This window comes from Ralstonia sp. Ralssp135 (assembly GCF_047304345.1).
GTDB classification, from domain to species: Bacteria; Pseudomonadota; Gammaproteobacteria; order Burkholderiales; family Burkholderiaceae; genus Ralstonia; species Ralstonia chuxiongensis.
In genome coordinates this window covers 168,909-192,359 of record NZ_JBGLYZ010000005.1, presented here as the reverse complement: position 1 = coordinate 192,359, position 23,451 = coordinate 168,909, and the positions used below count along the sequence as shown (strand labels likewise).

General features: G+C 65.4%; 22 protein-coding genes. 10 read left to right on the top strand and 12 right to left on the bottom strand.

Going from position 1 to position 23,451, the window contains the following annotated elements:
* Nucleotides 1–337: 337 nt before the first annotated feature.
* The 4 genes from ACCD03_RS06610 to ACCD03_RS06595 all read right to left on the bottom strand — a co-directional run bounded on the left by ACCD03_RS06610 (nucleotide 338) and on the right by ACCD03_RS06595 (nucleotide 5,785).
* The gene (locus ACCD03_RS06610) at nucleotides 338–1,531 is read right to left on the bottom strand and encodes an FHA domain-containing protein (protein WP_413411164.1); all 1,194 of its coding nucleotides are present in this window, start codon (nucleotides 1,529–1,531) and stop codon (nucleotides 338–340) included.
* Nucleotides 1,491–3,425 carry a type III secretion system outer membrane ring subunit SctC gene (gene sctC, locus ACCD03_RS06605; protein WP_413411163.1) on the bottom strand — a complete coding sequence of 645 codons (1,935 nt, stop codon included), beginning with the start codon at nucleotides 3,423–3,425 and terminating at the stop codon, nucleotides 1,491–1,493. Before sctC ends, ACCD03_RS06610 begins: the two co-directional genes overlap by 41 nt.
* Before the next feature lie 15 nt (nucleotides 3,426–3,440).
* Nucleotides 3,441–3,716 (bottom strand): type III secretion system export apparatus subunit SctS, encoded by a 276-nt coding sequence (gene sctS / locus ACCD03_RS06600; protein ID WP_024978637.1) that lies wholly within the window; start codon nucleotides 3,714–3,716, stop codon nucleotides 3,441–3,443.
* Nucleotides 3,717–3,778: 62 nt separating this feature from the next.
* Nucleotides 3,779–5,785, bottom strand: coding sequence for an FHIPEP family type III secretion protein (locus tag ACCD03_RS06595; RefSeq protein WP_325653131.1), 2,007 nt, complete (start codon nucleotides 5,783–5,785; stop codon nucleotides 3,779–3,781).
* A 243-nt stretch (nucleotides 5,786–6,028) separates the two neighbouring features.
* Between ACCD03_RS06595 and ACCD03_RS06590 the strand changes: the two genes are divergently transcribed.
* From ACCD03_RS06590 to ACCD03_RS06575, 4 genes are read left to right on the top strand one after another with little or no spacing between them, the layout of a single operon-like run.
* The gene (locus ACCD03_RS06590; RefSeq protein WP_325653133.1) at nucleotides 6,029–6,877 is read left to right on the top strand and encodes a helix-turn-helix transcriptional regulator; all 849 of its coding nucleotides are present in this window, start codon (nucleotides 6,029–6,031) and stop codon (nucleotides 6,875–6,877) included.
* The gene (locus tag ACCD03_RS06585) at nucleotides 6,874–7,962 is read left to right on the top strand and encodes a FliM/FliN family flagellar motor switch protein (RefSeq protein WP_413411162.1); all 1,089 of its coding nucleotides are present in this window, start codon (nucleotides 6,874–6,876) and stop codon (nucleotides 7,960–7,962) included. The genes ACCD03_RS06590 and ACCD03_RS06585 overlap by 4 nt, the downstream gene beginning before the upstream one ends.
* A gap of 53 nt (nucleotides 7,963–8,015) precedes the next feature.
* A complete protein-coding gene (gene sctR, locus ACCD03_RS06580; RefSeq protein ID WP_045201601.1) occupies nucleotides 8,016–8,675 on the top strand; it encodes a type III secretion system export apparatus subunit SctR in 660 nt (219 codons plus the stop codon).
* Between the two features lie 59 nt (nucleotides 8,676–8,734).
* Nucleotides 8,735–9,457 (top strand): lytic transglycosylase domain-containing protein, encoded by a 723-nt coding sequence (locus tag ACCD03_RS06575; protein ID WP_413411161.1) that lies wholly within the window; start codon nucleotides 8,735–8,737, stop codon nucleotides 9,455–9,457.
* Between the two features lie 34 nt (nucleotides 9,458–9,491).
* On the opposite strand, the gene ACCD03_RS06570 is transcribed toward ACCD03_RS06575, so the two are convergent.
* On the bottom strand, nucleotides 9,492–10,571 hold the full coding sequence (locus tag ACCD03_RS06570) for a helix-turn-helix transcriptional regulator (RefSeq protein WP_253534667.1): 1,080 nt from the start codon (nucleotides 10,569–10,571) through the stop codon (nucleotides 9,492–9,494).
* Between the two features lie 449 nt (nucleotides 10,572–11,020).
* Between ACCD03_RS06570 and modB the strand changes: the two genes are divergently transcribed.
* Together modB and ACCD03_RS06560 are read left to right on the top strand one after the other, a co-directional pair.
* A complete protein-coding gene (modB, locus tag ACCD03_RS06565) occupies nucleotides 11,021–11,707 on the top strand; it encodes a molybdate ABC transporter permease subunit (protein ID WP_325653141.1) in 687 nt (228 codons plus the stop codon).
* Entirely contained in the window at nucleotides 11,704–12,447 is a 744-nt protein-coding gene (locus ACCD03_RS06560; RefSeq protein WP_045201607.1) for an ABC transporter ATP-binding protein, read from the top strand. The genes modB and ACCD03_RS06560 overlap by 4 nt, the downstream gene beginning before the upstream one ends.
* On the opposite strand, the gene ACCD03_RS06555 is transcribed toward ACCD03_RS06560, so the two are convergent.
* From ACCD03_RS06555 to ACCD03_RS06540, 4 genes are all read right to left on the bottom strand, one after another.
* A complete protein-coding gene (locus ACCD03_RS06555; protein ID WP_413411159.1) occupies nucleotides 12,444–12,941 on the bottom strand; it encodes a flavodoxin family protein in 498 nt (165 codons plus the stop codon). The genes ACCD03_RS06560 and ACCD03_RS06555 overlap by 4 nt on opposite strands.
* A gap of 6 nt (nucleotides 12,942–12,947) precedes the next feature.
* Nucleotides 12,948–13,760, bottom strand: coding sequence for a TOBE domain-containing protein (locus ACCD03_RS06550; RefSeq protein ID WP_045201611.1), 813 nt, complete (start codon nucleotides 13,758–13,760; stop codon nucleotides 12,948–12,950).
* A gap of 58 nt (nucleotides 13,761–13,818) precedes the next feature.
* Nucleotides 13,819–14,322, bottom strand: coding sequence for a DUF6622 family protein (locus ACCD03_RS06545; RefSeq protein ID WP_253534670.1), 504 nt, complete (start codon nucleotides 14,320–14,322; stop codon nucleotides 13,819–13,821).
* A 123-nt stretch (nucleotides 14,323–14,445) separates the two neighbouring features.
* Nucleotides 14,446–17,196 (bottom strand): EAL domain-containing protein, encoded by a 2,751-nt coding sequence (locus ACCD03_RS06540; RefSeq protein ID WP_413411158.1) that lies wholly within the window; start codon nucleotides 17,194–17,196, stop codon nucleotides 14,446–14,448.
* A gap of 712 nt (nucleotides 17,197–17,908) precedes the next feature.
* On the opposite strand from ACCD03_RS06540, the gene ACCD03_RS06535 reads away from it, so the two are divergent.
* The 4 genes from ACCD03_RS06535 to ACCD03_RS06520 all read left to right on the top strand — a co-directional run bounded on the left by ACCD03_RS06535 (nucleotide 17,909) and on the right by ACCD03_RS06520 (nucleotide 20,310).
* Nucleotides 17,909–18,307, top strand: a complete 399-nt coding sequence (locus ACCD03_RS06535; RefSeq protein WP_413411157.1) for a glycoprotein — start codon at nucleotides 17,909–17,911, stop codon at nucleotides 18,305–18,307.
* On the top strand, nucleotides 18,304–18,735 hold the full coding sequence (locus tag ACCD03_RS06530; protein ID WP_413411156.1) for a hypothetical protein: 432 nt from the start codon (nucleotides 18,304–18,306) through the stop codon (nucleotides 18,733–18,735). The genes ACCD03_RS06535 and ACCD03_RS06530 overlap by 4 nt, the downstream gene beginning before the upstream one ends.
* Nucleotides 18,736–18,787: 52 nt before the next feature.
* Entirely contained in the window at nucleotides 18,788–19,705 is a 918-nt protein-coding gene (locus ACCD03_RS06525; RefSeq protein WP_413411155.1) for a helix-turn-helix domain-containing protein, read from the top strand.
* Nucleotides 19,706–19,869: 164 nt separating this feature from the next.
* Complete coding sequence (locus ACCD03_RS06520; RefSeq protein WP_045202201.1) at nucleotides 19,870–20,310, top strand: universal stress protein; 441 nt, start codon at nucleotides 19,870–19,872, stop codon at nucleotides 20,308–20,310.
* Nucleotides 20,311–20,371: 61 nt separating this feature from the next.
* Here ACCD03_RS06520 and ACCD03_RS06515 read toward each other — a convergent pair whose 3' ends face one another.
* The 3 genes from ACCD03_RS06515 to ACCD03_RS06505 all read right to left on the bottom strand — a co-directional run bounded on the left by ACCD03_RS06515 (nucleotide 20,372) and on the right by ACCD03_RS06505 (nucleotide 23,225).
* Nucleotides 20,372–20,926 (bottom strand): Spy/CpxP family protein refolding chaperone, encoded by a 555-nt coding sequence (locus ACCD03_RS06515; protein ID WP_413411154.1) that lies wholly within the window; start codon nucleotides 20,924–20,926, stop codon nucleotides 20,372–20,374.
* A gap of 105 nt (nucleotides 20,927–21,031) precedes the next feature.
* Nucleotides 21,032–21,691 carry a response regulator gene (locus ACCD03_RS06510; RefSeq protein WP_316674697.1) on the bottom strand — a complete coding sequence of 220 codons (660 nt, stop codon included), beginning with the start codon at nucleotides 21,689–21,691 and terminating at the stop codon, nucleotides 21,032–21,034.
* Nucleotides 21,675–23,225, bottom strand: coding sequence for an ATP-binding protein (locus tag ACCD03_RS06505; protein WP_413411153.1), 1,551 nt, complete (start codon nucleotides 23,223–23,225; stop codon nucleotides 21,675–21,677). Before ACCD03_RS06505 ends, ACCD03_RS06510 begins: the two co-directional genes overlap by 17 nt.
* Between the last annotated feature and the right edge of the window lie 226 nt (nucleotides 23,226–23,451).

Below are 23,451 nucleotides of genomic sequence, written 5' to 3'. Positions count from 1 at the left end.
GTGCAGGCTGCCGAAGCCGCCGTATTGCTCAGCGATTGGGCCGCGCCGATGATGCCGCTGGCTGCGGCGCCCTTGGCTGCGGCTGCCTGCACTGCCGTGGCGATCTTCAGTTGGTCATCGCCGGACTGGTTGATGCTGCCGATGGCGCCGTCAACGCCGGTGGTGGGTGTACCTGCCATGGTGCTCTCCTGGATGTCAGTCAAAAGGGTCAAAAGGATCAAACGGAACTACCGGAACTACCGGAACTACCAACTGCCTGGCGGGGGCTGCCGGCCTCGCATCTGCCGGCGACCTCCGTACGACACACCTCACGCGCGGGAAAGGGGGACCCGCTGCGCTACGGTGTTTGCGGCTGGATCGGCCACGTGACCGATTGCCCGCCGCGGTCGAGCACCACACCATCTGAAGCGATGCTCTTCACCTGGAGGCCGCCCTTGAGCCGGGCGCCCTCGAAATACAACTGGCCATCGCGTGTCTGCACAAAGCGCGTGCCGTCTTCGTCTTCATACGTGCTCACGATGGCGGGCAGGCCGTCGGCGCGCGGCGCTTCCGCCACGATGTTCGGCGGCGGCGGGCCATCCCACGCCACGCGGTCGATCACCTCGACGGCCGGCTTGGCGTCGCGCGCGTAGTTGCGGATGCGCTGCCATGCCTGCGCCCGATCGGCCGTGCCGCTCACCACGATGCGGCCATGTCCGTCGTAGGCCACGTTCAGCGCGGCCGTACCGCTTGTGCCGCCCGCGCTGAAGTACTGCTGCGCAGCGGCCAGCAGATCGCTCACCACATACACCTCGCCAATCGACACATCGGACAACCCGCGCGCGCGGCTCAGCAGCGCCTGATGGTCTGCCTCGGTCGGCACGTAGCCGGACACGCGCGACGTGCCGTCCGACGCCGGCGTCACCACAATCTCCGCCGGATCACCCAACGCGTGACGGACCTGCGCTGCACGCGCTGCTGGGTCGCGCCCCCAGAGCGACCAGCCGTCGTGCCCGGCAAACGCCACCACGCCACCGGCCAGCAGCACCGCAAGCCACAGGCCGATGCCGGCTATCAGCCACGTCCGCCCGCGCCCGGCCTTGGTGGACACCCGAGACAGCCACACCGCGGCGGCCAGCGGCAGCCACGACGGCACGCGCTCTGCCAGCACCGCAGCACCCCCACCTTCCACCGCAGCGGCCGGCATGCGGATCGTCCCGACCTTCTCGATGCCGACGCGGATGTCGCCCATGGCAATCACATCGCCCGGCACCACGCTGCGGCGCGTCTGGCCGAAGGGCTGGCCGTTGAGCGTTGGCTCGGCGTCGTCCAGCCGGCGGGCAGAGACGGCAATGCCGCCCACCTCGAACATCAACTCGCGCGCGGCGACGCTGCTGTCGGGCACGATGATTTCGCAGCTGGGCGCCGAACCGACCACGTTGGCGCCCATCCGCAGCGGAATCGATCTGCCGTACAGCGGGCCGCTCAGGAAGCACAGCTTCCAGGGCGATTTATCCGAGTGCGGCGAGGGTTGTATGGCTGGCTGGTTCATGCAGTCGTGAAACAGGCGGCGTGGGCAAGGTACCGACACTGGCCGGCGGCTGGTTGGGTGCCGGCGTGTTGGGCAACGGGCCCGGTTTCCAATCGGTCGATCCCGGCACCGGCATACCAACACCCGGAATCGACACGGCGGGCACGTCGTTCGGGTTGGTGCTGGCGGCGGTCAGGATGCGCGGGGTCAGCAGATAGAAACGCTCCATGTGCTGGCCGGTCTTGTTGGTGTACTTGAACAGATTGCCGATGAAGGGCACGTCTGACAGGAACGGAATGCCCGACTTGGTGTTGTTCAGGCTGTCGGAGTTGAAGCCGGCAATCAGCAGGCTCTTGCCTTCTTCGATCATCGCCTTGGTCACGATCGAACGCTCCTGCACCACGGGCAGTTGCGAGACGCGGTCGTTGGTCAGGTTGCCGTCATCAATGTCGATCGACATCATCACGCTCATCTGCCCGGCCTCGTTGACGATGAGCGGCGTGACCTTCACGCTCGTGCCCGTCGTGATGCCGTACAGCGATGCATCCTGAAAGCCCGACACCGGCACGTAGAAGTGGATGAGGTTTTCAAGGATGGCCTCGGTGTTGTCCAGCGCCAGCACCTTCGGCTTGGCTTGCAATTGCGCATTGCCGCTCTGCGTGAGCGCATTGATGCGCGCCAGCAGGTAGTTGCGCAAGCTGCCGCCAATCGATGCGGTGAGCGCCATGCCGATCGGCGTGGTGGCGCCGGTCTGGCCGTCTTCGGTGGTGCCGAGGTTGAATGTGAGCGGCGGATTGTTGCCGTTGCCGGATTGGAAATCGCCGTGCGTGGTATGCAGGCGCCAGTCAACGCCCAGGCTGTCGAGCGAATCGGTGCTGATGTCGATGATGGTGAGGTTGATCTCCACCAGCCGCGGCTTGGTATCAAGCGAGGCAATCAGGCGCTCGTATTGCGCCATGTGCTCGGGCACATCGCGGATGAGCACGGCGTTGATGCCGGCGTCGGCCTCGATGCGCGGCAGGTCAGGCGGCGCACCACCGCCCGATGCTACCGGTGCCTGCACGCCGTAGCCGGAATCGCCTTGCGCGCCCGCCAGCGGAATCTCGATGCGCGGCACGTTGATGCTGTCGCCGGAACTGAGCTTCATCTGCCGCGTCGGCCCAGTCAGCCGCATGGCGCGCGTAGGCGACATGCCGGGGCTGCTGGCACCCGGGTTGGGTGCGCCTAGCAGGCGACGCATCATGGTGGCAATGCCTGGAATCGTCACGGGCTTGCCAGACCGATTGATCTCCACATCGCCCGCCCAGGCGTACTTGAGTGGGAACGCGCGAATCTCTGCGCGATCCATGCCGCGCGCCGGATCGGCAATCGATGCAATGGCCTGGCGCACCAGTTCCACATAGCGCTTCGGGCCAGACGCGTAGACCGTGTTTTCCTTGTCGCTCACAACCAGAGGAAAGCGCTGATCGGTGATCTGCATGGCACGCAGGATCTGCGCAAGCTCTGGCCCGCTGCCCTTCGGAATCGGGAAGACCTGCGTCTGTGAATCGTCTGCGCGGTCCACGTAGATGAGCGAACCGTCGTAGTACCACGTGAGCCCGTAGGTGGCGCACACCGTGTTGAGCGTGCTGGCCGGCGGGCCCGAGAACTTGCCGTTGATGGTGCCCTCCACCTTCGGGTCGACGACCGCCGTCACGCCTTGGGATGCCGCCAGCTCGCGGATGAAATCGCCCACCTTCTTACCTTCCGCCACCAGCGTGTAAGACCGGTTGCGCCAGCGCAGCTCAGCCGCCTGCACCATGGCCGCAGTCGTCAGCAGCCACAGACAGGCCGCCGATGCACTCCACCGCAGGAATCGATAGCGTTTGTTCACGCGTGTTCTCGCTCGGTTATGTTGTTGTTTGTTCGGCGCCATCTCGCGATCCCCTCGCTAGAAAGGCGCCACACCGCCGTAAAACACCTGATCGAGTGCCATGCGGGCAAAACGCAGCACTTCGCGTCCGCCCCACCCCGCCAGCACCACGATGGTCACCATCACTGCAATCAGCCGCACCGACAGGCCGATGCTCTGATCCTGGATCTGCGTCACTGCCTGCGCGATGGCAATCAGCAACGCCGATACCGTCGCCACGGCCACCACCGGCAACGAGACCAGCAGCACCAGCAGCAAGCCCTGGCGTGTGGCTTCAAGAATGGTGGCGCTCATGTTCATGGGCCTGTCTCCTTGTGCGGTCCGTGCGGTCCGTGCGGTCCGTGCGTTCTGTTTGTTCAGGCGGGGTTGGTCACCCAGCCCACCGTGTTGAGTTCAATGGCTTCGTCGATCTCCTGGTACGACAGCACCGGCAGATCGCCAAACACCGGTTGCAACATCGTCTTGACGTAGCGCCTGCAATTGAGCGACACCATCACCGCCAGCGGGCGGCCATGCCGGTCTTTCTCCAGCGGGCGTGTGCCGCCAAGGATCTTCACCACCTGGTCGGTAATCGCCTGCTTGGCCTCACGCGTGAGGCTCAACACGCTGCCCTGCTTGGTGTGCACGACGGCCTGCTCGATGCGCTCCTGCAAGGACTGCTCGAACAGCACTACATCGAGCACGCGGCTGGTGCCGCAGAACTGCTCGGTGATCTGGCGGTGCAAATCCACGCGCACCAGTTCCACGAGGCCGATCACGTCTTCGGGCTCCTTGGGCGACCACGTGATCAGGCTCTCGAAAATGGCGCGCAGGTTGCGAATCGACACGCCCTCCTGCACCAGCCGGCGCAGCACTTCCGTAATGCGCTGCGGAGGCACCAGGCGTGTGAGTTCGGCCACCAGCTCGCCGTGTTCGCGGCGCATGATCTGGATGAGGTTCTGCGTTTCCTGAATGCCGATGAGCGACGCGGCATTGCGCTCGATGAGCGTTTCGACTTCGGCCGCGAGGCGGTCTTCGGAGGGCACGGCGGCGTCCGAAATCGCATCGCGCTCCGGCAGCGTGCCTTCGGCGGCCAGCACGTCCTGCACAAGCAGCGCGTAACCGTGGGCGGGCAACGCCGCATCCCAGTTCAGTTGCACACGCGGGAACACCGCGCCGAGCCTGCGCTGCACGCGCGATTTGGCTTCGGCCAGGCGGGTCTGCAAGGCAACGAGTTCGATCTCGCCGCGCAGGTCTTCAGACAGGCGCACCGCAATGGGTGCCGCAATGCCTTCTGCGGGCGAGCCAGCTTCGGGCTCGGTCAACCGCCGTGCGTCGGGGCCGAGCACCAGCAGATCGAGCGGCGGGGCCTGCCGGCGCTGGCGCATGCGCAGGAACGCCGCGGCCGCGGTGCCGATCGCCAACAGCAGGAACGACCACTTCGGAAACCCAGGCACCAGCAGAAACGCCAGCAGCACACCGCTGGCCATCAGCATGCCGCGCGGGTGGGCGGTGATCTGCGCGCCGATCTGCTGACCAAGGTGGCGTGCTTCACGATCCCGCGTCGCCACGCGGGTAGTGACGATACCGGCTGCAATCGACACCAGCAGCGACGGAATCTGCGAGGCCATGCCGTCGCCGACCGTCAGGATCGCGTAACGGTGCAGCGCATCGCCAATCGACATGCCGTGCATGAGCGCACCCACGGCAATGCCAGCCAGGATGTTGATGACCGCGATGATGATGCCCGCGATGGCGTCGCCCTTGACGAACTTCATCGCGCCGTCCATCGCGCCGTGCAGCTGCGATTCCTGCTCCAGCGCTTCGCGGCGGCGCTTGGCTTCGTCCGACGTGATGATGCCGGCGCGCAGATCCGCGTCGATACTCATCTGCTTGCCGGGCATGGCATCCAGCGAAAATCGCGCACCGACCTCCGCCACGCGCTCCGAGCCCTTGGCGATCACGATGAACTGCACCACCGCAATCACCAGGAACACCACGCCGCCCACGACGAAGTTGTTGCCGACCACCAGCTTGCCGAACGTGTCGATCACGTGGCCTGCATTGGCCTGCAGCAGGATCAGCTTGCACGACGCGATGTTCAGCGACAGCCGGAACAACGTCGTGAACAGCAGCACGGCCGGAAATGACGAGAACGCAAGTGCTGACGGCAGATAGATCGACACGCACAGCAGCACGATGCTGGCCGCCAGATTGAGCGAGATGAGCCCGTCCAACACGACGGTCGGCAGCGGCAGTACAAAGAGCGCGACGACCGCCACCACAAACACGGCAATCGCAATGTCGTAGTTCACCAGCCGCGCCCAGCGCAAGCCGGAGAGCGGAACGTCCAACACTGCAGCAAGATTGCGAGGCTTTGCCATGGAGCGCCTTTGGGCCGTGTGGGCATAGCCCACGAATGTCCGTAGAAGACCGGCGCCGTTCAGCACCCGCTTCCCTTGCGAAAAGTGTAGAAGTGGGGGGCCTGTCCGCTCAACGCTGAAACTCGTAGTCGTGCAGCCAATCTCTGACGAAGTTTCGGGGTCGACTACGTTTTTCGGTAGTTCATCGCAGCGTGTGCGCGCCACTACAGTAAGTGCATTCACTTGCCACGCGAGAGGCCACGGTTGAATGCTTCGAATGTGGGTGCCGGCGATGTCCGCGCGCCGATCCTGTTTGGCGAAGAGCACATCGTGGTCGATGCGGAATCGATCCGCCTGGGTGCGACGGCGCGCGCAGAGTCCTTCTCTGAAACCGCGCAGGACCTGCGGGCCGCGCACGGTGCTCAGGAACGACAATTGCTGCTGCGCGCAGTCTTGCGCAGCATCGGCTTCGACTGGCTCTGCTACTACCGGCTGACACGCATTGGGGAATCGATTACGCGCGTGCTGTACTTCCGTGCGTATTCCCCGCCGAACTGGCCCAAGCGCTACGTCGACGAACGCTACTTTGAAGTCGACCCGCGGCTGGCCTTCGCGCTGCGCTACGAATGGCCACTTGTGTGGGATCTGGCCGACCTGGGCGCCGCACTCACCGCTCCGGCAGATGCGGATCGCCTGCACCGCCTGCTGCAAGACGCCGAACGCGCCGGCCTGCGCAGCGGCATCAGCTTTGGTGTCGTCAGCCCGCGCAGCCTGGAGCACAGCGTCATCTGCTTTGGATCGGGCAACAACGCCAAGGGCTGGATTGCCGACAACGTGGTCGGCCAAGCCTATGCCGTGGGGCTGGGCCTGCATGAATTTCTTATGCAGCACGCCAAGCCATTGCATGAAGACACGCACGCGCGCGCGCTCACGCAGGTGCAACGGCAAATTCTGGAGTTCATCACCAGCGGGTTATCGGACAAGGCGATTGCCGAGCAGCTCAACATGTCGCCGCACAACGTCGACTATCACCTGCGTCAGCTCAAGAAGAAATACGGTGCGCAGAACCGCGTGCAGCTGGCCTATATGGCCGGGCGCATGTTCATGACATGAATACGCTCGACGCCCGCATGCTCTCGGCTGTGGACCAGACACTGGCACGTACGCTGTCGCGCCTTTACCTGGCGCGCGCGGCACTACCGTTTTCCGTAGGGAACACGCCCTACGAAGCGCGTTGCGAAGCCCATGCCGTGCAGGCTGCGGCACAGGCCTACCGCTTCACGCTGGGCGATGCACCGGGCTGGCTGCTGCTCGATGCCGCCGCTGAGCATGCATGGCTGGCCGACGCCGCAGATGCGCACGTGCCGCAAGCCCTGCGCTGCGCGGTGCTGGCCGATGCCTTGGCGCCACTCGCACGCGGTATCGAACAACGCAGCGGACGTGCGCTTACATGGTTGCCGGAGGCCGCCTCGCCAGAGGTCCTGCTGGACCGGCCAGACGTCCTGCAGATGATGATCAGCCGCCACGATGACGCACCCATCGAAGACGGTGCCGCGCCATGGCTGGCGCGCGCCGGACTGCTGTTCGACGCGCCCAACGTCCTGCCCGAACTGTGCCCGACCGAGCTGACTGCGGAGCCCCTTCCGCTGGCCGCCTTCATGGGCACGCACGTGCCGCTGCGCTTCGAGCTGGGCGCCACCTTTCTGTCGCGCCGGGACTTTGCCGGCATTGCGCTGGGCGACATCGTGCGCATCGAAAAATGGCTGCCTGCGGGCGATGCATTGCGCTGCGTGGCCCGTGTGCGCGGGCGGCTGCACCTGCGTGTGTTCGGACAAGTGCAAGGCACGCGCATCGTCGTGGAAAACGTGGAGGAAAAGCCAATGACAACCGAGAACCCAGCCCCGAACACCGCTGCATCCGGCACCGAGCCCACGGCGCGCCCGCTTCCCACCGACAGCCTGGACGACATCGAACTCGTCACCACCTTCGAGTTGGAAGAGCGGCGCCTGTCGTTGGCCGAACTGCGTGCGTTGCGGCCCGGCACGGTCATGGAGCTGGCGCAGCCACTCAACCAGGCTGTCATCCGCATCCTGGCCAATGGCATGCCGGTGGGCGAAGGCCACCTGATTGCTGTCGGCAACCGGCTTGGTGTGCGCGTATCGCGCTTCATCGGTCAGGCGGCACCGGGGCAGGCATAACGCCCAGCCCTCCCCTCAACAAGAACAACGCATCGACACACTCGACACGCCCCATGGGAAACCTGCCCAATCCCGTAGCGATGATCGCCGTGGTGGCGGCGCTGGGCATCGCGCCCTTTGCCGCGCTCATGGTCACGAGCTACACCAAGCTGGTGGTGGTGTTTGGCCTGCTGCGCTCGGCGCTGGGCATTCAGCAGGTGCCGCCCAACATCGTGCTCAACGGCATCGCGCTGATCCTGACGGTGTTCATCATGGCGCCGGTCGGCATGGACATGGTCGACAACCTGCGCGGGCGCAACTTCAACCTGAGCAGCCAGATGAGCGTGGATGACGTGATCGCCATCCTCGATGCGGCGCAGCCGCCGGTGAAGAAATTCCTTCAGACACACACGCTGGAATCGGAGCGCAACTTCTTCGTCAAATCGGCAACGAGCATCTGGCCCAAGGAGCGGGCGGCCGGCCTGAAGAACGACGACCTGACGGTGCTCGTGCCGAGCTTCACCCTCACCGAGCTGATCAAGGCGTTCCAGGTGGGCTTTGTGCTCTACATCATCTTCGTGGTGGTCGACCTGGTGGTGGCCAACCTGTTGCTGGCGTTGGGCATGCAGATGATTGCGCCGACCACCATCTCGGTGCCGTTCAAGCTGCTGCTGTTCGTGATGCTCGATGGCTGGTCGGTGCTCGTGCACGGGCTCGTGCTGTCTTATCGATAGAGGTAGCGACCATGCGTGCCAGTGCTTTGATCATTGCCGCCATGGCATTTGGCGCTTGCATGGCAACCACGTCTGCCGTGGCAGGCCCGCGTATTGATGCACGAGCCTTCGCCACGCTGGCAGCCACGTGCGCGCCGCGCGTTGACCGCGTCACGCTCGAAGCGCTGGTGCGTACAGAGTCTGCCTACAACCCCTATGCGATCGGCGTGGTGGGCGGCAGGCTCGAGCGCCAGCCCGCCACGCTGGAAGAAGCCGTGGCAACTGCGCATTCGCTGGAACGCCAGGGCTACAACTTCAGCGTGGGGCTCGGGCAGGTCAACCGCTACAACCTCGCACGCTTTGGCGAGACGCTGGAAACCGCGTTCGATGCCTGCCGCAACCTGCGCGCAGGCGGCACCATCCTGGCTGAATGCTTTGCACGCTCATTGCCGCGCTATGGAGATCAGCAACAGGCGTTGCGCGCGGCGCTGTCGTGCTATTACAGCGGCAATTTCGAGACCGGCTTCCGCCACGGCTATGTGCAGAAGGTTGTCGCCAATGCGGGCGACGTGCCGGCCATCGTGCCCGACGCCGCCCGTGGACGGATCGAGCCAATTCCTGTCGTGCCCGCCGGCGGCGGTACGCCCGCTCCCAGGGCGCCACGCCCGGTATCTGCGCCCGCGCAGCCACGAGTGCTGACCGGCAGCACATGCACCGGCCAGACCGGCCGGCAGGTGATGATCCTTGCATGTAATCGCGCCGACGGCACATCGTGCCTGCGCTGCGTGGCGCTGCCGCGCTGAACGCCGCGCGGCAGCTTCCACATCCCCATCCCGGTCAGATCAGGTTCAGGCGGCCCGCAATGTAGGCCAACTGAGCGCGGTTGGTCGCGCCGTAGCGACGGCGAATCAGGCGTAGGTGGTAATCAACGTTGTGCGCCGTGGTGTGCAGCTTGATGGCGATTTCCTTGTCGCTCATGCCGGCAGCCAGGCACGTCAGCACTCGGCTTTGCATGACGGTGAGCGGTGCGTCTTCACCAGATACGCGCGTGTTGCGCGTGAACGTTTGCAGCGGCGCCCGCCAGACCTGATGCAGCGCCATGCCAAAGAGGATCGACTGGCCAAGCACGCTGTCGCTGATCCATTCCCGCCCCGCATGCGGCGAACTGAGGCTGACAATCGCATGGTTCATGCCCTTGCCCGCACCCAGGCTGAACATCACGCCGCTGCGCAAGCCGTGTTCGTCCATCGTCTGCAGCAGCGCGCGCATCGCTGGTTCCATGCGCGCCTGGCCCCGCGCGAGCGATGCCAGATCCCACACCAGCGGCATGCCCGTGGCAAACACCGCAGGCAGGCGCGGGTCGACGGTGAAGAGGCGCTCGTCGCAGTAGCGCTGCAGGAACCGTGGCGCCACGTAATTCTTGAGCATGGCCACCGTGGGCGGCGCGTTTTCGTGGTGTTCGGTCAGCGCGTAGGTGAGCGAAGAAAAACCCATCAACCCCATCAGCCCGGACACGATGCGCGCACGCTCAGCCACCCCGCGTGCGGCCTGCAGCTCGGCAGCCAAGCGCAGTCGACCCGGCTGTGCGGGAGCGGGCTCGAACAGCAGCGCGTGCTCGTCCACCGAAACCATGTCCGTCCCCGGCGGCAGCGGTACGAAAAAGCGGTCGCCATTGGCGGCATCGTCCGCGGCAGTGCGCGCGGCCAGGGAATCGGCGTGCCCCGGCAGCGGCGCAGTGTCCGCCTTCGCGGATAGCGCATCCAGGTCAAGCTGGACGGAAGTGCTTGCGTGGGTGGAAACGCCAGACTGCGCGCCCGCCGCCTTGAGCGCGGTGCGCATGTCCATCAGCAGCGCCAGGTCTTCGGCGCGGGGGAAACGTACTGCCTGCAGACCATCTGAGCGATGTGCGGCGGCCATTGCCGTCCTCCGGTCACGTTGGAAACACCTGCTTGGCCGCCGGAATGCTTCCGGCCATCGCCAAGGCTGTTTCCCCCCCGGGGGATGACATTGCTGCGCGGTGACCCTGAGCACCGCTGGGCACAGATCGTGAAAAGCGACGTCCGGCCTACGTTTTGGCGCATTGTTGCAAGCCGGTGGCAACGTTGTCCAACAAAACTTTTTAGTGCCCCACCATCGACGCGGCTTATGTCGCAATGCAGCGAACCATGCCTCTGACAATGGCTGTGGGGCCGCGCGTCCATGCCCCTTGCCGCATGCCGGGCATCACTGTGTCAGGATTGACCGTGCGTTATATCCAACCCTATATTGCGGATAACTCTTCCAATCTGTCGCCGGCACCCAACGCGTCACCTCTCGGTTCGCGAGAATCACTCGGCCGGCCGATGGCACCTTCGCTCACTATTCGCATGTCCACATCCATCTGGACGCCTCTGCTGCTTTCACTCAAGGTGGCCGGCTGGGCGACCGTCCTGAACCTCGTGCTGGGCGTGGGCGCAGCCTACACGCTCGCTCGCACGCGCAGCCGCCTGCGCGACGTCATCGATTCCGTCCTGACCCTGCCCCTGGTGCTGCCACCAACGGTGCTCGGTTATTACCTGCTGGTGCTGCTGGGCCGGCGCGGCACGGTCGGCGGATGGCTAGACAGCATGGGTATCCAGCTCGTCTTTACGTGGCAGGGCGCGGTGATCGCCTCCACCGTGGTGGCGTTTCCGCTGGTCATGAAGTCCGCGCGCGCCGCCTTTGAAGGTGTGGATCATCAACTGGAAAGCGCGGCGCGCGTGCTGGGCTTGCCGGAGGCCGCAGTCTTCTTTCGCGTCACGCTGCCGCTGGCCGCACGCGGCATCGCCGCCGGCGTTCTGCTGGCGTTTGCGCGCGCATTGGGAGAATTTGGCGCCACGCTCATGATTGCCGGCAACCTGCCCGGCCGTACGCAGACGCTTTCCGTCGCCATCTACGAAGCCGTGCAGGCCGGCGACGACGCCACGGCCAACACGTTGGTGTTGATCACCTCGCTCACCTGCATCGTGGTGCTGGTGGTGGCCAGCCGCCTGCTGCAGGCACGCGCGCCGAGCCTGCAGGAGCAACTGGCATGAGCGGCGGCATGATCGATCTCGTCGTGCAGAAAACGCTCACCAGCGCAGCGCGCGTGTTCTCGCTCGACGTTGCCGTGCGCTCGGAGAGCCGGCGCGTGGTGCTGTACGGCCCGTCGGGCGCCGGCAAGAGCCTCACGTTGCGCAGCATTGCGGGCCTCATGACGCCCGAGCGCGGCCGCATCGTGCTGAACGGCCGCACGCTGTTCGACCACGCCGAGAGCATCAACCTGAGCGCGCAGGAACGCCGCGTCGGCTACCTCTTCCAGGACTACGCGCTCTTCAACCACCTGACGGTGGCGCAGAACATCGCGTTCGGGCTCAAGCGCGGGTGGTTCAACCCGCCGCGCCGCACACGCGACCCGCGCGTGCAGCAGTGGATCGACACGTTCGAGCTGGGCGCCGTCGCCGCCAATTACCCGTCGCAGATTTCCGGCGGGCAGCGCCAGCGTGTGGCGCTGGCTCGCGCGCTGATCGCCGAGCCATCGATGCTGCTGCTCGACGAGCCTTTTGCCGCACTGGACCCGGCACTGCGCACGCGCATGCGTTCCGAGCTGTCCGCCCTGCAAGCGCGGCTGCAGATACCCATGCTGATGATCACGCACGACCCGGCCGATGTGGAGATCTTCGGAGACCACGTGTTCGAGTTGCGCGATGGCCGCGTGGTGGCCGATGCGGTGCGCGCACCCGATGCGGCACCGCTGTCGCCGTATCCACATCTGACGGCTGTGGTGAAGCGCTAGAAAACGCCCAACGCGAGCCCCGTGGCCATGGCCTGCCCCAGGGTGCGGCAGCGCTCCAGCTCGTCTGCGCCAATCTGCTTGGGGGCCAGGATGGCTTCGGGTGTTTGCGCTTGCGTGCAGACGATGATCGGCTCGGCCACGGGCTTGAGCCGCCAGCCGGTGGCAATGCGCTCAATCTGGCGCACCGCGTTCTGGCCATCGCTGCCGGCACAGATCAGGCACGCGTATGGCCGGCCGTTGATACGGTCGAGCACCGGGTAATAGCAGCGGTCGAAAAAATCCTTGATCTGTCCGCTGATGGCGGCGAGGTTTTCCGGTGTCGCGAAGAGATAGCCGTCCGCCGCCAGCACATCGTCGGGGCCAGCCTGCGCCGCGTGCAGCAACCGCGCGGCAACACCGCCCTCTTCTGCGGCGCCTGCCTGCGCGGCCTCGGCCATCTGGCGCGCACCGCCTGTCATCGAGTGGTAGACGATCAGCAGGGTTTTGAGCGTCATGGGGGCTTAGGCCAATCCCAAGATCACGCTCGACGCTTCAAACACCGCCACGGCTTCCACGCCTTCGGCCAGTGCCAGTGTTTCCACAGCCGTGCGCGAGAGCATGGCCACAAGCACGGTTTCCCCGGCCGATGCGGCACTCGCATCCAGCAGGCGCAGGCGCACTTCGGCCTGCACCGCGCCATCGCGGATTTCCGTGACCACGCACGGCAACTGGTTTTCAGCCGAGACGCGCCACTCGCCGGCGCCGCGCATCAGCATCACGGCAGGCGCCTTGATGAGCGCGACGGCCTGCACGCCCGGCGCCAGCCCCAGCACGCGCGTGCTTTCCTGGGTGATGGTGGCGGCAACAGCCTGACCGCCGGGCAGGCGCAGCGTCACCACATCATTGACGGCGCCTGATGCGACCGATTCCACCGTGCCGAACAGCGCGTTGCGCGCGCTCGTGCGCAGCATGAGGCGGCGCAGCAGGGTGACGTCTTCGCTGGCAGCGTGCGCGGCGGCATCCAGGCGCTCGACAAAGCGACGGTGCTCCGCTTCCAGCACGCGGAAGCTCTCGATCAGCCGTTGCGCGCGCGGCGTCAGCACACTGCCGCCACCGCCCTTGCCGCCCGTGGTGCGCACGACCAGCGGCTCGCCGGCCAGGTTGTTCATGGTGTCGATGGCGTCCCACGCGGCCTTGTAGGAAAGACCCACAGCTTTCGCGCCTGCGGTGATGGAGCCGGTCTGCCCGATGGCAGCCAGCAGTTCGATCCGGCCGCGCCCGCCCCAATTGTCTTCACCGGCGCGCAGCCAGATGGTGCCGTCGAGTTCCAGCATGTCGTCTCGTCTTGGATGGAGATTGCAACATGCAAGATGTTAACGCTGATTGGTCGACTCAAGCCGCCGCCAGGCGCGGCGTACGCACATGCAGCAGCACCGAGCGCGAGAGCAGCAGACCGCCCAGGAAGCCGAACAGCGCGCTGAACATCGCCATGAAGCTGGCAGAGTGCGAGACCTCCGGGTGCATCGCCAGCATCACGTTGTAGGCATAGCGGGCGGCGAACAGGCCCACGATCACCACCATCGGCACCCAGCTTCCGGGCACCCGAACGGTGCGGGCCGTTTCAGACACGGCGCCGTTGGGCGGTGACATGTACGTCAGCAGAAACGCCACCAGAACCGCCACCAGCCACATCGTGAGCGCAAGCGGGCTGCCATGGCTTGCCATCGACACACCGTAGAGTGAATACGCGGCCACCACCAGCGGCAGCACGATCAGGCGGCGGCGCGAGACGATGCGGGGCTGCATCTGACGCACCCCGATGGCGATCAGCACGGCAAACACCACGAACACCCAGGTGGGCGTATGCGACACGATGGAGGCGATCGATTCGAGCATGGCGGTCTCCCTGTTGGAATGACGCCAGCTTAGGTGCCGGCCCCCGCACGCGGGAGCGGATTGCGACGAACGGCAGATACGCCGGTGTGAACGGCTCAGCCAGCCGTACAGCTAGCCGCGCTGTCAGCCCAGCGCGGCGCGCACGCCGGCATCCACCACCGACAGGTGCGCACGCAGCAAACGGTCGAAACCTTCGGCCGTGACCGGCTTGCCGATGTAATAACCCTGGATTTCCTGACAGCCCGCCTTGGCGAGAAACTCCACCTGGTCGGCGTCTTCCACGCCTTCGGCGGTGACGGTCATGCCCAGCGCGCGCGCCATGGCGACGATGGCCTCCGTCAACGCCACGGAATCCGGATCGCCCGGAATGCCGGTGATGAACGAGCGGTCGATCTTCACGTTGCTGATCGGGAAGCGCTGCAGATACGACAGCGATGAATAACCGGTGCCGAAATCGTCGATCGAGATCCGGATGCCCTGCGCGGTGAGCGCATCGAACATCGGTCGGACCTCATCCGCACCGCCCATCAGCAGGCTTTCGGTAATTTCGACTTCGAGCGCGGTAGGCGGCAGGCCGGTGTCGGCCAGCGTCTGTTCGATCATGGGGACCACGTCCCCGGCCTGGAACTGGCGCGCCGACAGGTTGACCGCCATACGGAAGTCATAGCCCAGCGCCTCGTACCAGATCACGGCCTGTTCGCACGCGCGCCGTAAGACCCATGCGCCAATCGGCACGATCAGACCGGTCTCTTCCGCCACCGGGATGAACTCCACCGGCGAGATCGCCCCAAGCTTGGCGCTGTTCCAGCGCAGCAGCGCCTCGGCCCCGACGATACGATGGCTGGCCAGGTCGTACTTGGGTTGATAGACGAGCTGCAGTTCGTTGTTCTCGCGCGCATCGCGCAGCGCGTTTTCCAGCATGTAGCGGCGTTGCAGCCGGGCGTTGAGCTCAGCCGTGTAGAACTGCGCACGGTTGCGGCCGTTCTGCTTGGCGCGGTACATGGCGGCGTCGGCCGAACGCAGCAGGTCGGAACCCGAAATGCCGTCATGCGGATACAGCGCCACACCAATCGACACGCCCAGGTAGTAACGCCCGTTGACGGTATCGAACGGCTCGCGCATGGCTTGAAGCAATCGTTCAGCCAGCAACGCAATGCGCTTTCCTTCGACACGCTGGTCGATCAGGATGACGAACTCGTCGCCGCCCAGGCGGGCGATCACGTCACCGGGGCCGATGCAATCGGTCAGGCGTGCGGCGGCGCTTTGCAGCAGCGTGTCGCCGCAAGCATGGCCGGCGGTATCGTTCACGCTCTTGAAGCGGTCGAGATCGAGGAAGAACAACGCCAGCTCACGGCTCTCGTCGCGGGCGCTCTCAATGGTGCTTTCGAGGTGCGCGATGAAGAAGCTGCGGTTGGTCAACCCCGTGAGCGCATCGTGCGCGGCGAGATGGCGCAGGCGCTGCTCGGCGCGCTTGATATCGGTGATATCGGCAAACGACAACATCACGCTGCTTGGTGCCGGCTCAGCATGGCGACGGATGGGGATGATGTTCTGCCGCACCCACATCAGCTCACCGGTCTTGAGCAACAGCCCGTACACGCGACCGAAGATGGGTTCGCCGGTGCGCAGCACCATCCCGGACGGCATCATGGTCGAACCAACTTCCTTGCCGTCTTCATCCACCACGCGTTGAATCGGGTCGAGCCGATTGCGCCCGACAAGCTGCCCCGGGCGCACGCGCAAGATGCGCTCGGCGCTGGCGTTGGCAGCCTGCACCACGCCGTCCGGCGACATGATCACGACGCCTTCGTGCAGGTTCGAGATCGCCAGCCGATAGCGCTCCTCGCTTTCGGCCAGGCCCCGTTCGACGTTGTCTTTCTGAATGGCAACGCCTGCCAGGTGCGTGACGTCGTCGAGGAAATGCTGTTCTTCTTCCACAGGCATGCACGATTGCCGATAGAACAGCCCGAGCACGCCAAGCTTGTCGCCGCGCGATGAGCGAATCGGCAAAGCCCATGCGGAAACAAAGCCCGCTGCCAATGCTGCCGTGCGCTCGTGTTGCCAGCGCGGGTCGGTCGCAATGTTGTCGATGAAAACGGCCTCACCCAGATACACGGCACAGCCGCATGCGCCAGCGTCGGGACCGACGGGCGTGCTCTCCAGCGTGGCGGCATAGCCCGCAGGTAGCGTCGGCGCAGCGGCCACACTCATGGTCTGGGAGTCGGCGTCCAGCAACAACAGCGCCGACATGGCATTCGGATAGACCTGCTCGACGTACAGGCACAGGTGGCGCAGCACAGTCGACAGCGTCGCATTGGAGGCAAGTTGCGCAAGCACGGCGTTCTCCGAAGCGAGCAGACGGCGCGCATGCAGCGCTTCGGCGCGAGCCTGTACGGCATGGCGCTCCAACGCATGGCGCGACACGGCCTCGCGCAGCACGAGCATGACGGCGGGCTGACCTTCGTGCTCGCACGCAGCGGCTTCGCTGGCAACCAGCACGTGCGTGTAGTCGGCGCGCACCAGACGGTGTTCGACCGGCTGGGCAGAAAGGCCGCTGCTCACCATGCCTGCCAGGCGCGGAATCACCTGGGCAACGTCATCGGGATGAATCAGGCCGGCGAGTTGCAGGCCCGTCAGTTGCGCGGGATCCTGCGCGCCCAGCAAGCGGGCGGCCGCCGGGTTGGCTCGCACCAGCCGCCCGTCCACGGTCAGCAATACCGCGTCGGACGACAGCCGGGACAGCGCGTCGAAATCGGTACCGCGCATATCAGTCATCGCACCCGCCATGGCCGCCACCGGACGTTGCGCGGCTTCGGAGCGCGGCGCAACGTCTGTAGGAGAGGCTCCGGCCTGCGCCGGAAGAAACTGGGTCATGGGCAATGCGATGGCTTGAGCGATAGCAGCAACAGCGACGGCAATGGGAAAGCGAGAGGCAGACTACACGTGTCTCGCCCCTAACCACAACGGCGCGCCGGTGGAAAACTGAAGGGTTCAGCGTGTGATACCCCTGAGGGGCGTGTGGTGGCCACCCTACGTTGGCATGACCCAAGAAAAAACCCGCGCTCAGTTGACGAGGCGCGGGTTGAAATCTCTGGACCGTGTCGATCTGTTCCAGAGAGGAGAACCGACCCGTGAGGCAAGCGACGCAAAGCTCCATCGCATCACCATGTTAGGAATCATAGTGGCCCCCTTGGAAAAACAAAGGACGGAAAAGACCGGATATTCCATCGCATTTTCATTTCCGCCGACCCATTTGTTTTGGCACTGCACGAACCCCGTTGCTGCTTGTCCCGTCTGCTTACATCGCCTGCATGTGCGAGCCTTATGTGCGGTTCGTTTCACGATGCGACGATGCCGGAAAAAATCTCCCCGGCATATTGGTTGGTCGCTACATTGGTGAGAATGTTCCAACCCGCCCGATTATGTCGTTCACATGAAGTATTTTGCGCAGGCAAAATCACGCTTGAGTGACCCATGAGGCAGATTGCCGCGTCAAGTTCGGGCGCGGCGTGCCGTTAGTGGTCGAAAGAGCGCGTCTGCCCCGTGACCTAGCAGGCGCAAATTGGATGCACGTGTCTGGACTGTCATGCCGTCTCTGTCTCCCCCCAATCGATCGCTTTCACGGCGCACCACGCGGTTGTTGATTGCCGTGAGCGTGCTGGCCGCACTTGTTGCGTTGCCCCGCGCGCACGCTTTTACGCCACCTACGGCCGGCGCCGCGCCTGCCCCGACCCGACCAGCTGTTGCTGCCGCCGCGCCCACCCCGATTCCGGCCGCCAAGACAGCCAAAACCACGACTGTTGCCTCCACGGCCCCGACCTGCCAGGCGATCATGCAGCGCCTGTCCGGCAGCTTGGCGGCCACGCCCAGCACAGCCGACAAGCCCGGCACCGTGATGATCGACGTCGACAAGGCAGGCGTGATGATGGCCTGCAGCCATTCCGACTCGATTGCCATCCCCGTACCGGGCGGCAAGCCCCGATGACATCCTTCGCCTTCGCACACCGCGCCATGGCCGGCATGCTGGCAGCGCTGGCGGCGCTGTCCGTGCCGGTGGCCGGTGCGGAGCGCTGGATCCAGCTGCCCGATCAACCGGACAGCTACGCATCGCTTGACGTCGGCAGCATCCAGCGCATGCCCAGCGGCCCGGTCAGTGCATGGGTGCGTGTAGAAGCGTCCAACCGTGCGGGCATGCGTTCGCTGCAGCGCATGTTCGGCGCCTTTCGCGGCGACATGGCCGATTTTCTGTACACCGTCGATTGCCGCAGCCGACAGTTCTCGGTCTCGCAAGCCAAGCTGTATCAAGGCGCGCTGACCGTCAGCGAAAGGCAACTCGCCAACGATGCGGGCTGGCAACGCGTAGACGCCGTCGGCCTGGCCGGCGAGGTGGCGCGCCAGCTCTGCAGCGGATAGCGTCCTGGCTTCTTGCGTCGCATCGCGGTGCCATCGTTGGTAACATCGACGCGTGCGCCCCGCTCCCAAGTCCCCTTCGCTTCAACCTGCCGACCCTCGCGTAACCGCAGACGCAAGCGTCTTCGGCACGCTTGCACGCGGCTCGCGCGCGTCGCTTGAGCGCGTGACGAATCTGGGCGACGGCGTGACCGCCGCCATCTGGCGCAACGAGCACGACGAGGCGCGCTACATCCAGCCCGAGCACCACACGCTGTCGGTCTATCTGCAAGGCGGCTACACCACGCACCGGCAAGATCTACCGCACCTGTTCGGCGCGCCGGGCCGCGTGTGCATGCTGCCGGCCGAACACCAGTCGAGCTGGGTGATCGAGCAGCCGATGCGCTTCGTTCACCTGTATTTCACGCCCGATGCGCTGGCCGGACACGCTGTACGCCTGCTCGACGCAGAGCCCCGCTTGTTCACGCTGCACGACCGCACCTTCATCGAAGACGCTCATCTCGCACAAGCCTGTGCGAACATCGCCAAGCTCGATTGGACCGACCTGGACGCGCGCATGCTCGCCAACGCGCTGGCTAACGACACGCTGTCGTATCTCGTGCAGACCCAGGGCCGCACACGGGCGCTGGCTGTGCGCGGCGGGCTGGCGCCACACGTGTGCCGGCGCATTGCCGCGCGCATCGACGCCGAACTGCACCTGCCGCTGTCACTCGGGCAATTGGCGGCAGAAGCGAATCTGTCGGAATTCCATTTCGCGCGGATGTTTCGGGCGTCTTTCGGGGCGGCGCCGCATGAGTGGGTGATGCAGCAACGCATGGCGCGCGCGCAAACGCTGCTGCGCACAACCACCCTTGCGCTGGCGACGATTGCCGAGCGCTGCGGCTTTGCCAGCGCCAGCCATTTCAGCCGGCGATTTGCGCTGCAGCTTGGCGCGTCGCCGTCGCGCTACCGGCAGGCGTGGCAACGGGGCTAGCCCGCAATCTGCCAAGTCAATATGCGAACGACCGTGCATTGCGATCGTTTGGTTGTCCTGGTCGTCCATATCGGCCGAAAAGCTGCGCTGGACTAGCGTTTTCCACGATAGAGGCGCATCGGTGGGCGCAGTAACGTTGAGATGGGTTCCCCATGGAGACCGCCATGTTTACCCATATCCTCCTGCCGACCGACGGCTCCGAGCAGTGCCGCAAGGCCATCGACGGCGCGCTTAAGCTGGCGCACGCAACCGGTTGCCGTCTCACCGCCTACACGTGCATTGAAGAATTCCCCAACATGGCCTATTCGGCCGGCGTGGGCGAGTGTCCGCATGCGCATTACATGGAAACGGTGCAGGGCTACGCGAAGGACTGCATCGACCGCATTGCAGAGCGTGCGCGGGAAGAAGGCGTGCAGTTCGACAGCGATGTGTCGCAGTTTGCCGAGCCCTATCTGGGCATCCTCGATGCGGCAAAGCGGCACGCGTGCGACGTCATTTTCATGGCATCGCACGGGCACCGCAGCCTGATGGGGCGACTGTTGATCGGCAACGAGACGCGCAAGGTGCTGACCTACGCGCACGTGCCGGTGGTGGTCTACCGCTAGAAATCCGTTCTCGGGCTCCGCTGCGGACCGAGAATCGATTCCATCTTTGGGCAGCCGCGAATTACATCATCGGCACCGGTTCCGGCCCGCCTTCGCCGGACTCGAGTTCCGCCACGCGCTGGGCGTCACGCTCGCCCACCTGCTTGCGCTGTTCCGGCGTAAGCACCTGCATGATCTTGGCGCCGGCCTGCGCGCGCAATTGCGCTTCGCGGGCAACGGCGCGGCCGAGCGATTCAGTCAGGGCACGCGCACGCGCCTCGTCATACTGGCCTGACGCCACCATCTGATGCAGATCGCGGCGGGCATGCTCGATAGCCTTGCGCTGCTCTCGCGCTTGGGGCATCTGCGCATATTCGATGGCGAAAATCTTGTCGCGCTGTTCTTCGCTCAGCCTCAGGCCACGCAGAAAGGGCGCGCCACCATGATGCGGGCCCATGCCACGCGGGCCGCCGGGGCCCATGCCTGGCCCGCGCTCCATCATGCCCGGGCCATGTGGTGACATGGGTGGCATGGGCGAGAGCGGAACAGCGCCGGGCCCGGCGGTCTGGGCCAGCGCGGCGCACGAAAGCAAAAGTCCGGCGGCAAAACCTGCCACGCGGGAAGTCACTGCGGTCATGTTGAAGCTCCTCATGAGATCGTCGGCCGAGCATGCCGGCCATACGTTCACTGTAGCCATCGACCCTGCACAAAAGGTGGGCAAACAGAGGAGTTTTCTTGAACCTCAGGCGTCGAGTCGGTAACCCACGCCGTAGACGGAATGGATCATGTCGGTGCCCGGGTTCACCTGCTCCATCTTGCGGCGCAGGTTCTTGATGTGGGTATCGACCGTGCGGTCGGTCACGATGCGGTGGTCGTCGTAGATCTGCTCGAGCAGGTTCGAGCGCGACAGAATGCGCCCCGGTGCGCCCGCCAGTGCGGCCAGCAGGCGAAACTCCACCGGCGTGAGGTCGAGGCGCTGGCCGCGCAGCGTGGCGGCATAGGCGGCGCCGTCGATCTGCAAGGCGCTCTCCGGCAGGCCGCCAGCGCGCTGTACGCGGCGCAGGATGGTCTTGATGCGCGCCACCAGTTCGCGCGGGCTGAAGGGCTTGCAGACGTAGTCGTCAGCGCCAAGCTCGAGGCCGAGCAGGCGATCGATTTCTTCCACGCGCGCCGTCACCATGACAATGGGCACCTCGCTGAAGGCGCGCACCTCGCGGCAGATCTCCAGCCCGTCCTTGCCGGGCAGCATCAGGTCGAGCAGCACGAGTTCGGGTGAGGTTTCGCGAACGCGCTGCGTGGCATGCGTGCCATCGGCCAGCCACTCGGTCTCGTAGTGAGCGGCGCGCAGATAGTCGGTCATCAATGCGGCCAGCTTGGGTTCGTCTTCAATGATCAGAATCATGGTCGGCTAGCGGATCAAGCACATCAAGAACAGGCAGGCGAATGGCGATCCACAGCCCGCCCAACGGCGAAGGTCTGGCTTCAATGGTGCCTCCGTGTGCAGCGACGATGGTCTGGCACAGGCTCAGGCCCAGGCCAGCCCCGCCCTGCGCCCGGCTGCGCGAAGCATCCACGCGGAATAGGCGATCGAAGATGCGCGGCAGCATCGCCTCGGGCACGCCCGGCGCGCTGTCCTGCACGTCGATCTGGTGCCAGTCACCTTCCTGGTGGACATGCACGCGCAGCGTGCCGCCGGCATCGGTGTAGCGCAGCGTGTTCTCCAACAGGTTCTGCATGACCTGCCGCAGGCGCTGCGCGTCGCCCTTGACCCTCGTTGCATGCGACGGTGCCTCCGGCATGTCCAATTGCAACGCGATGCCCTTTTCCATCAGGCGGGGCGTGAAGCCCTGCACGGCGCCGCACACGGTATCGGCCAGGTCGAGCGGCTCCATGTGGAAGGCGAGCGCGCCCACATCCGCCAGCGAGAGTTCGTACAAGTCGTCGATGAGCTTGCTGAGCGTCGACACCTCCGCCTGCAATGAGGCGAGCGAGGTGGCCGTCAGCGGGCGCACGCCGTCTTCCAATGCTTCCAGTTCACCGCGCAGCACGGCCAGGGGCGTGCGCAGTTCGTGCGAGATGTCGGCCGTGAGCTGACGCCGCATCTTCTGGTTGGCCTCCAGCGACGCGGCAAGGTGGTTGAAATCCGCCGCGAGCCCGCCGAGTTCATCGCGCGAATGCACGTCGACACGGGTAGCGTAGTCCCCATCGGCCATGCGGCGTGCGGCATCCGTGAGCCGGCGCATCGGGGCCAGCAAGCCGCGTGCGAGCAGCACCGCCACCAACGCCGCCAGCAGGACAGACAGGCCCGCGATGATCCACGTGGCACGCAACTGCTGCGCTTGGAAGGCCTGGTCGGCGCCTTCGGGCACCCGCACGCGCGGCGGCATGGCCAGCCAACCAACGGTCTGGCCGTTGTGGCGCAGCTCCTGCCATCGGGCGTTCGGCCCGAGCGGCGGCCCGTCGCCAATGATGACGTTGCGCTGCGCATCAAGCAGCCAGATCGGTGAGTGCGGGATCGGCGGCTCGCCGGGTGGGTGCGGCGGCAGGCTCCCTGCGGGAGGCGGGCCAGGCGGCATGTCTCTGTCGATGCCGCGGTCCGGTCCGGGCGGGAGCGGATCGAAGCGGTGGCCCGGCGGGAGGTCGAAGCGGTCGCCGCCCATGCCATTGGCTCGGGCCCGGGCGCCTTCGCGGCGCAGCAGGCGGAACCACGCCATGCGATCGTTGCGCAGGAAATCCCAGTTGCCGTGCTGCGTGTAGGCGGCTTCCACGCCCTGCGCGAGCACGGCCATGCGCTCGGACTCGCGCGCGTTCACGTAGTCGAGAAAGTTGGCATCAAAGCGCCAGCGCACCGCCGCGCCCATGGCGAGCGCAACAACGATGCTCAGCGTGAACAACGCAACGAACAGCTTCGAGGTAATACCGAAAGACGGGCGCATGGATCAGTCAGGGGCTGCCGGACGCCGCCGGCGGGAGCGGTTGCCGCGCTGCCCGGCAGCAGGCACGGCCTCATCTTACCGGGCGCGCTGCCGCAGAAAGCCCCAGCATACCAACCGCCTGTGGGCAAAAAATGAGCGAAATGCGAAGAAAGCGTATGCTGCTGCCACGCTGCACACCCGTAGATTCGCGTCCCCTCACAAGGAACCGCCCTTGCCCAGCCGGTCG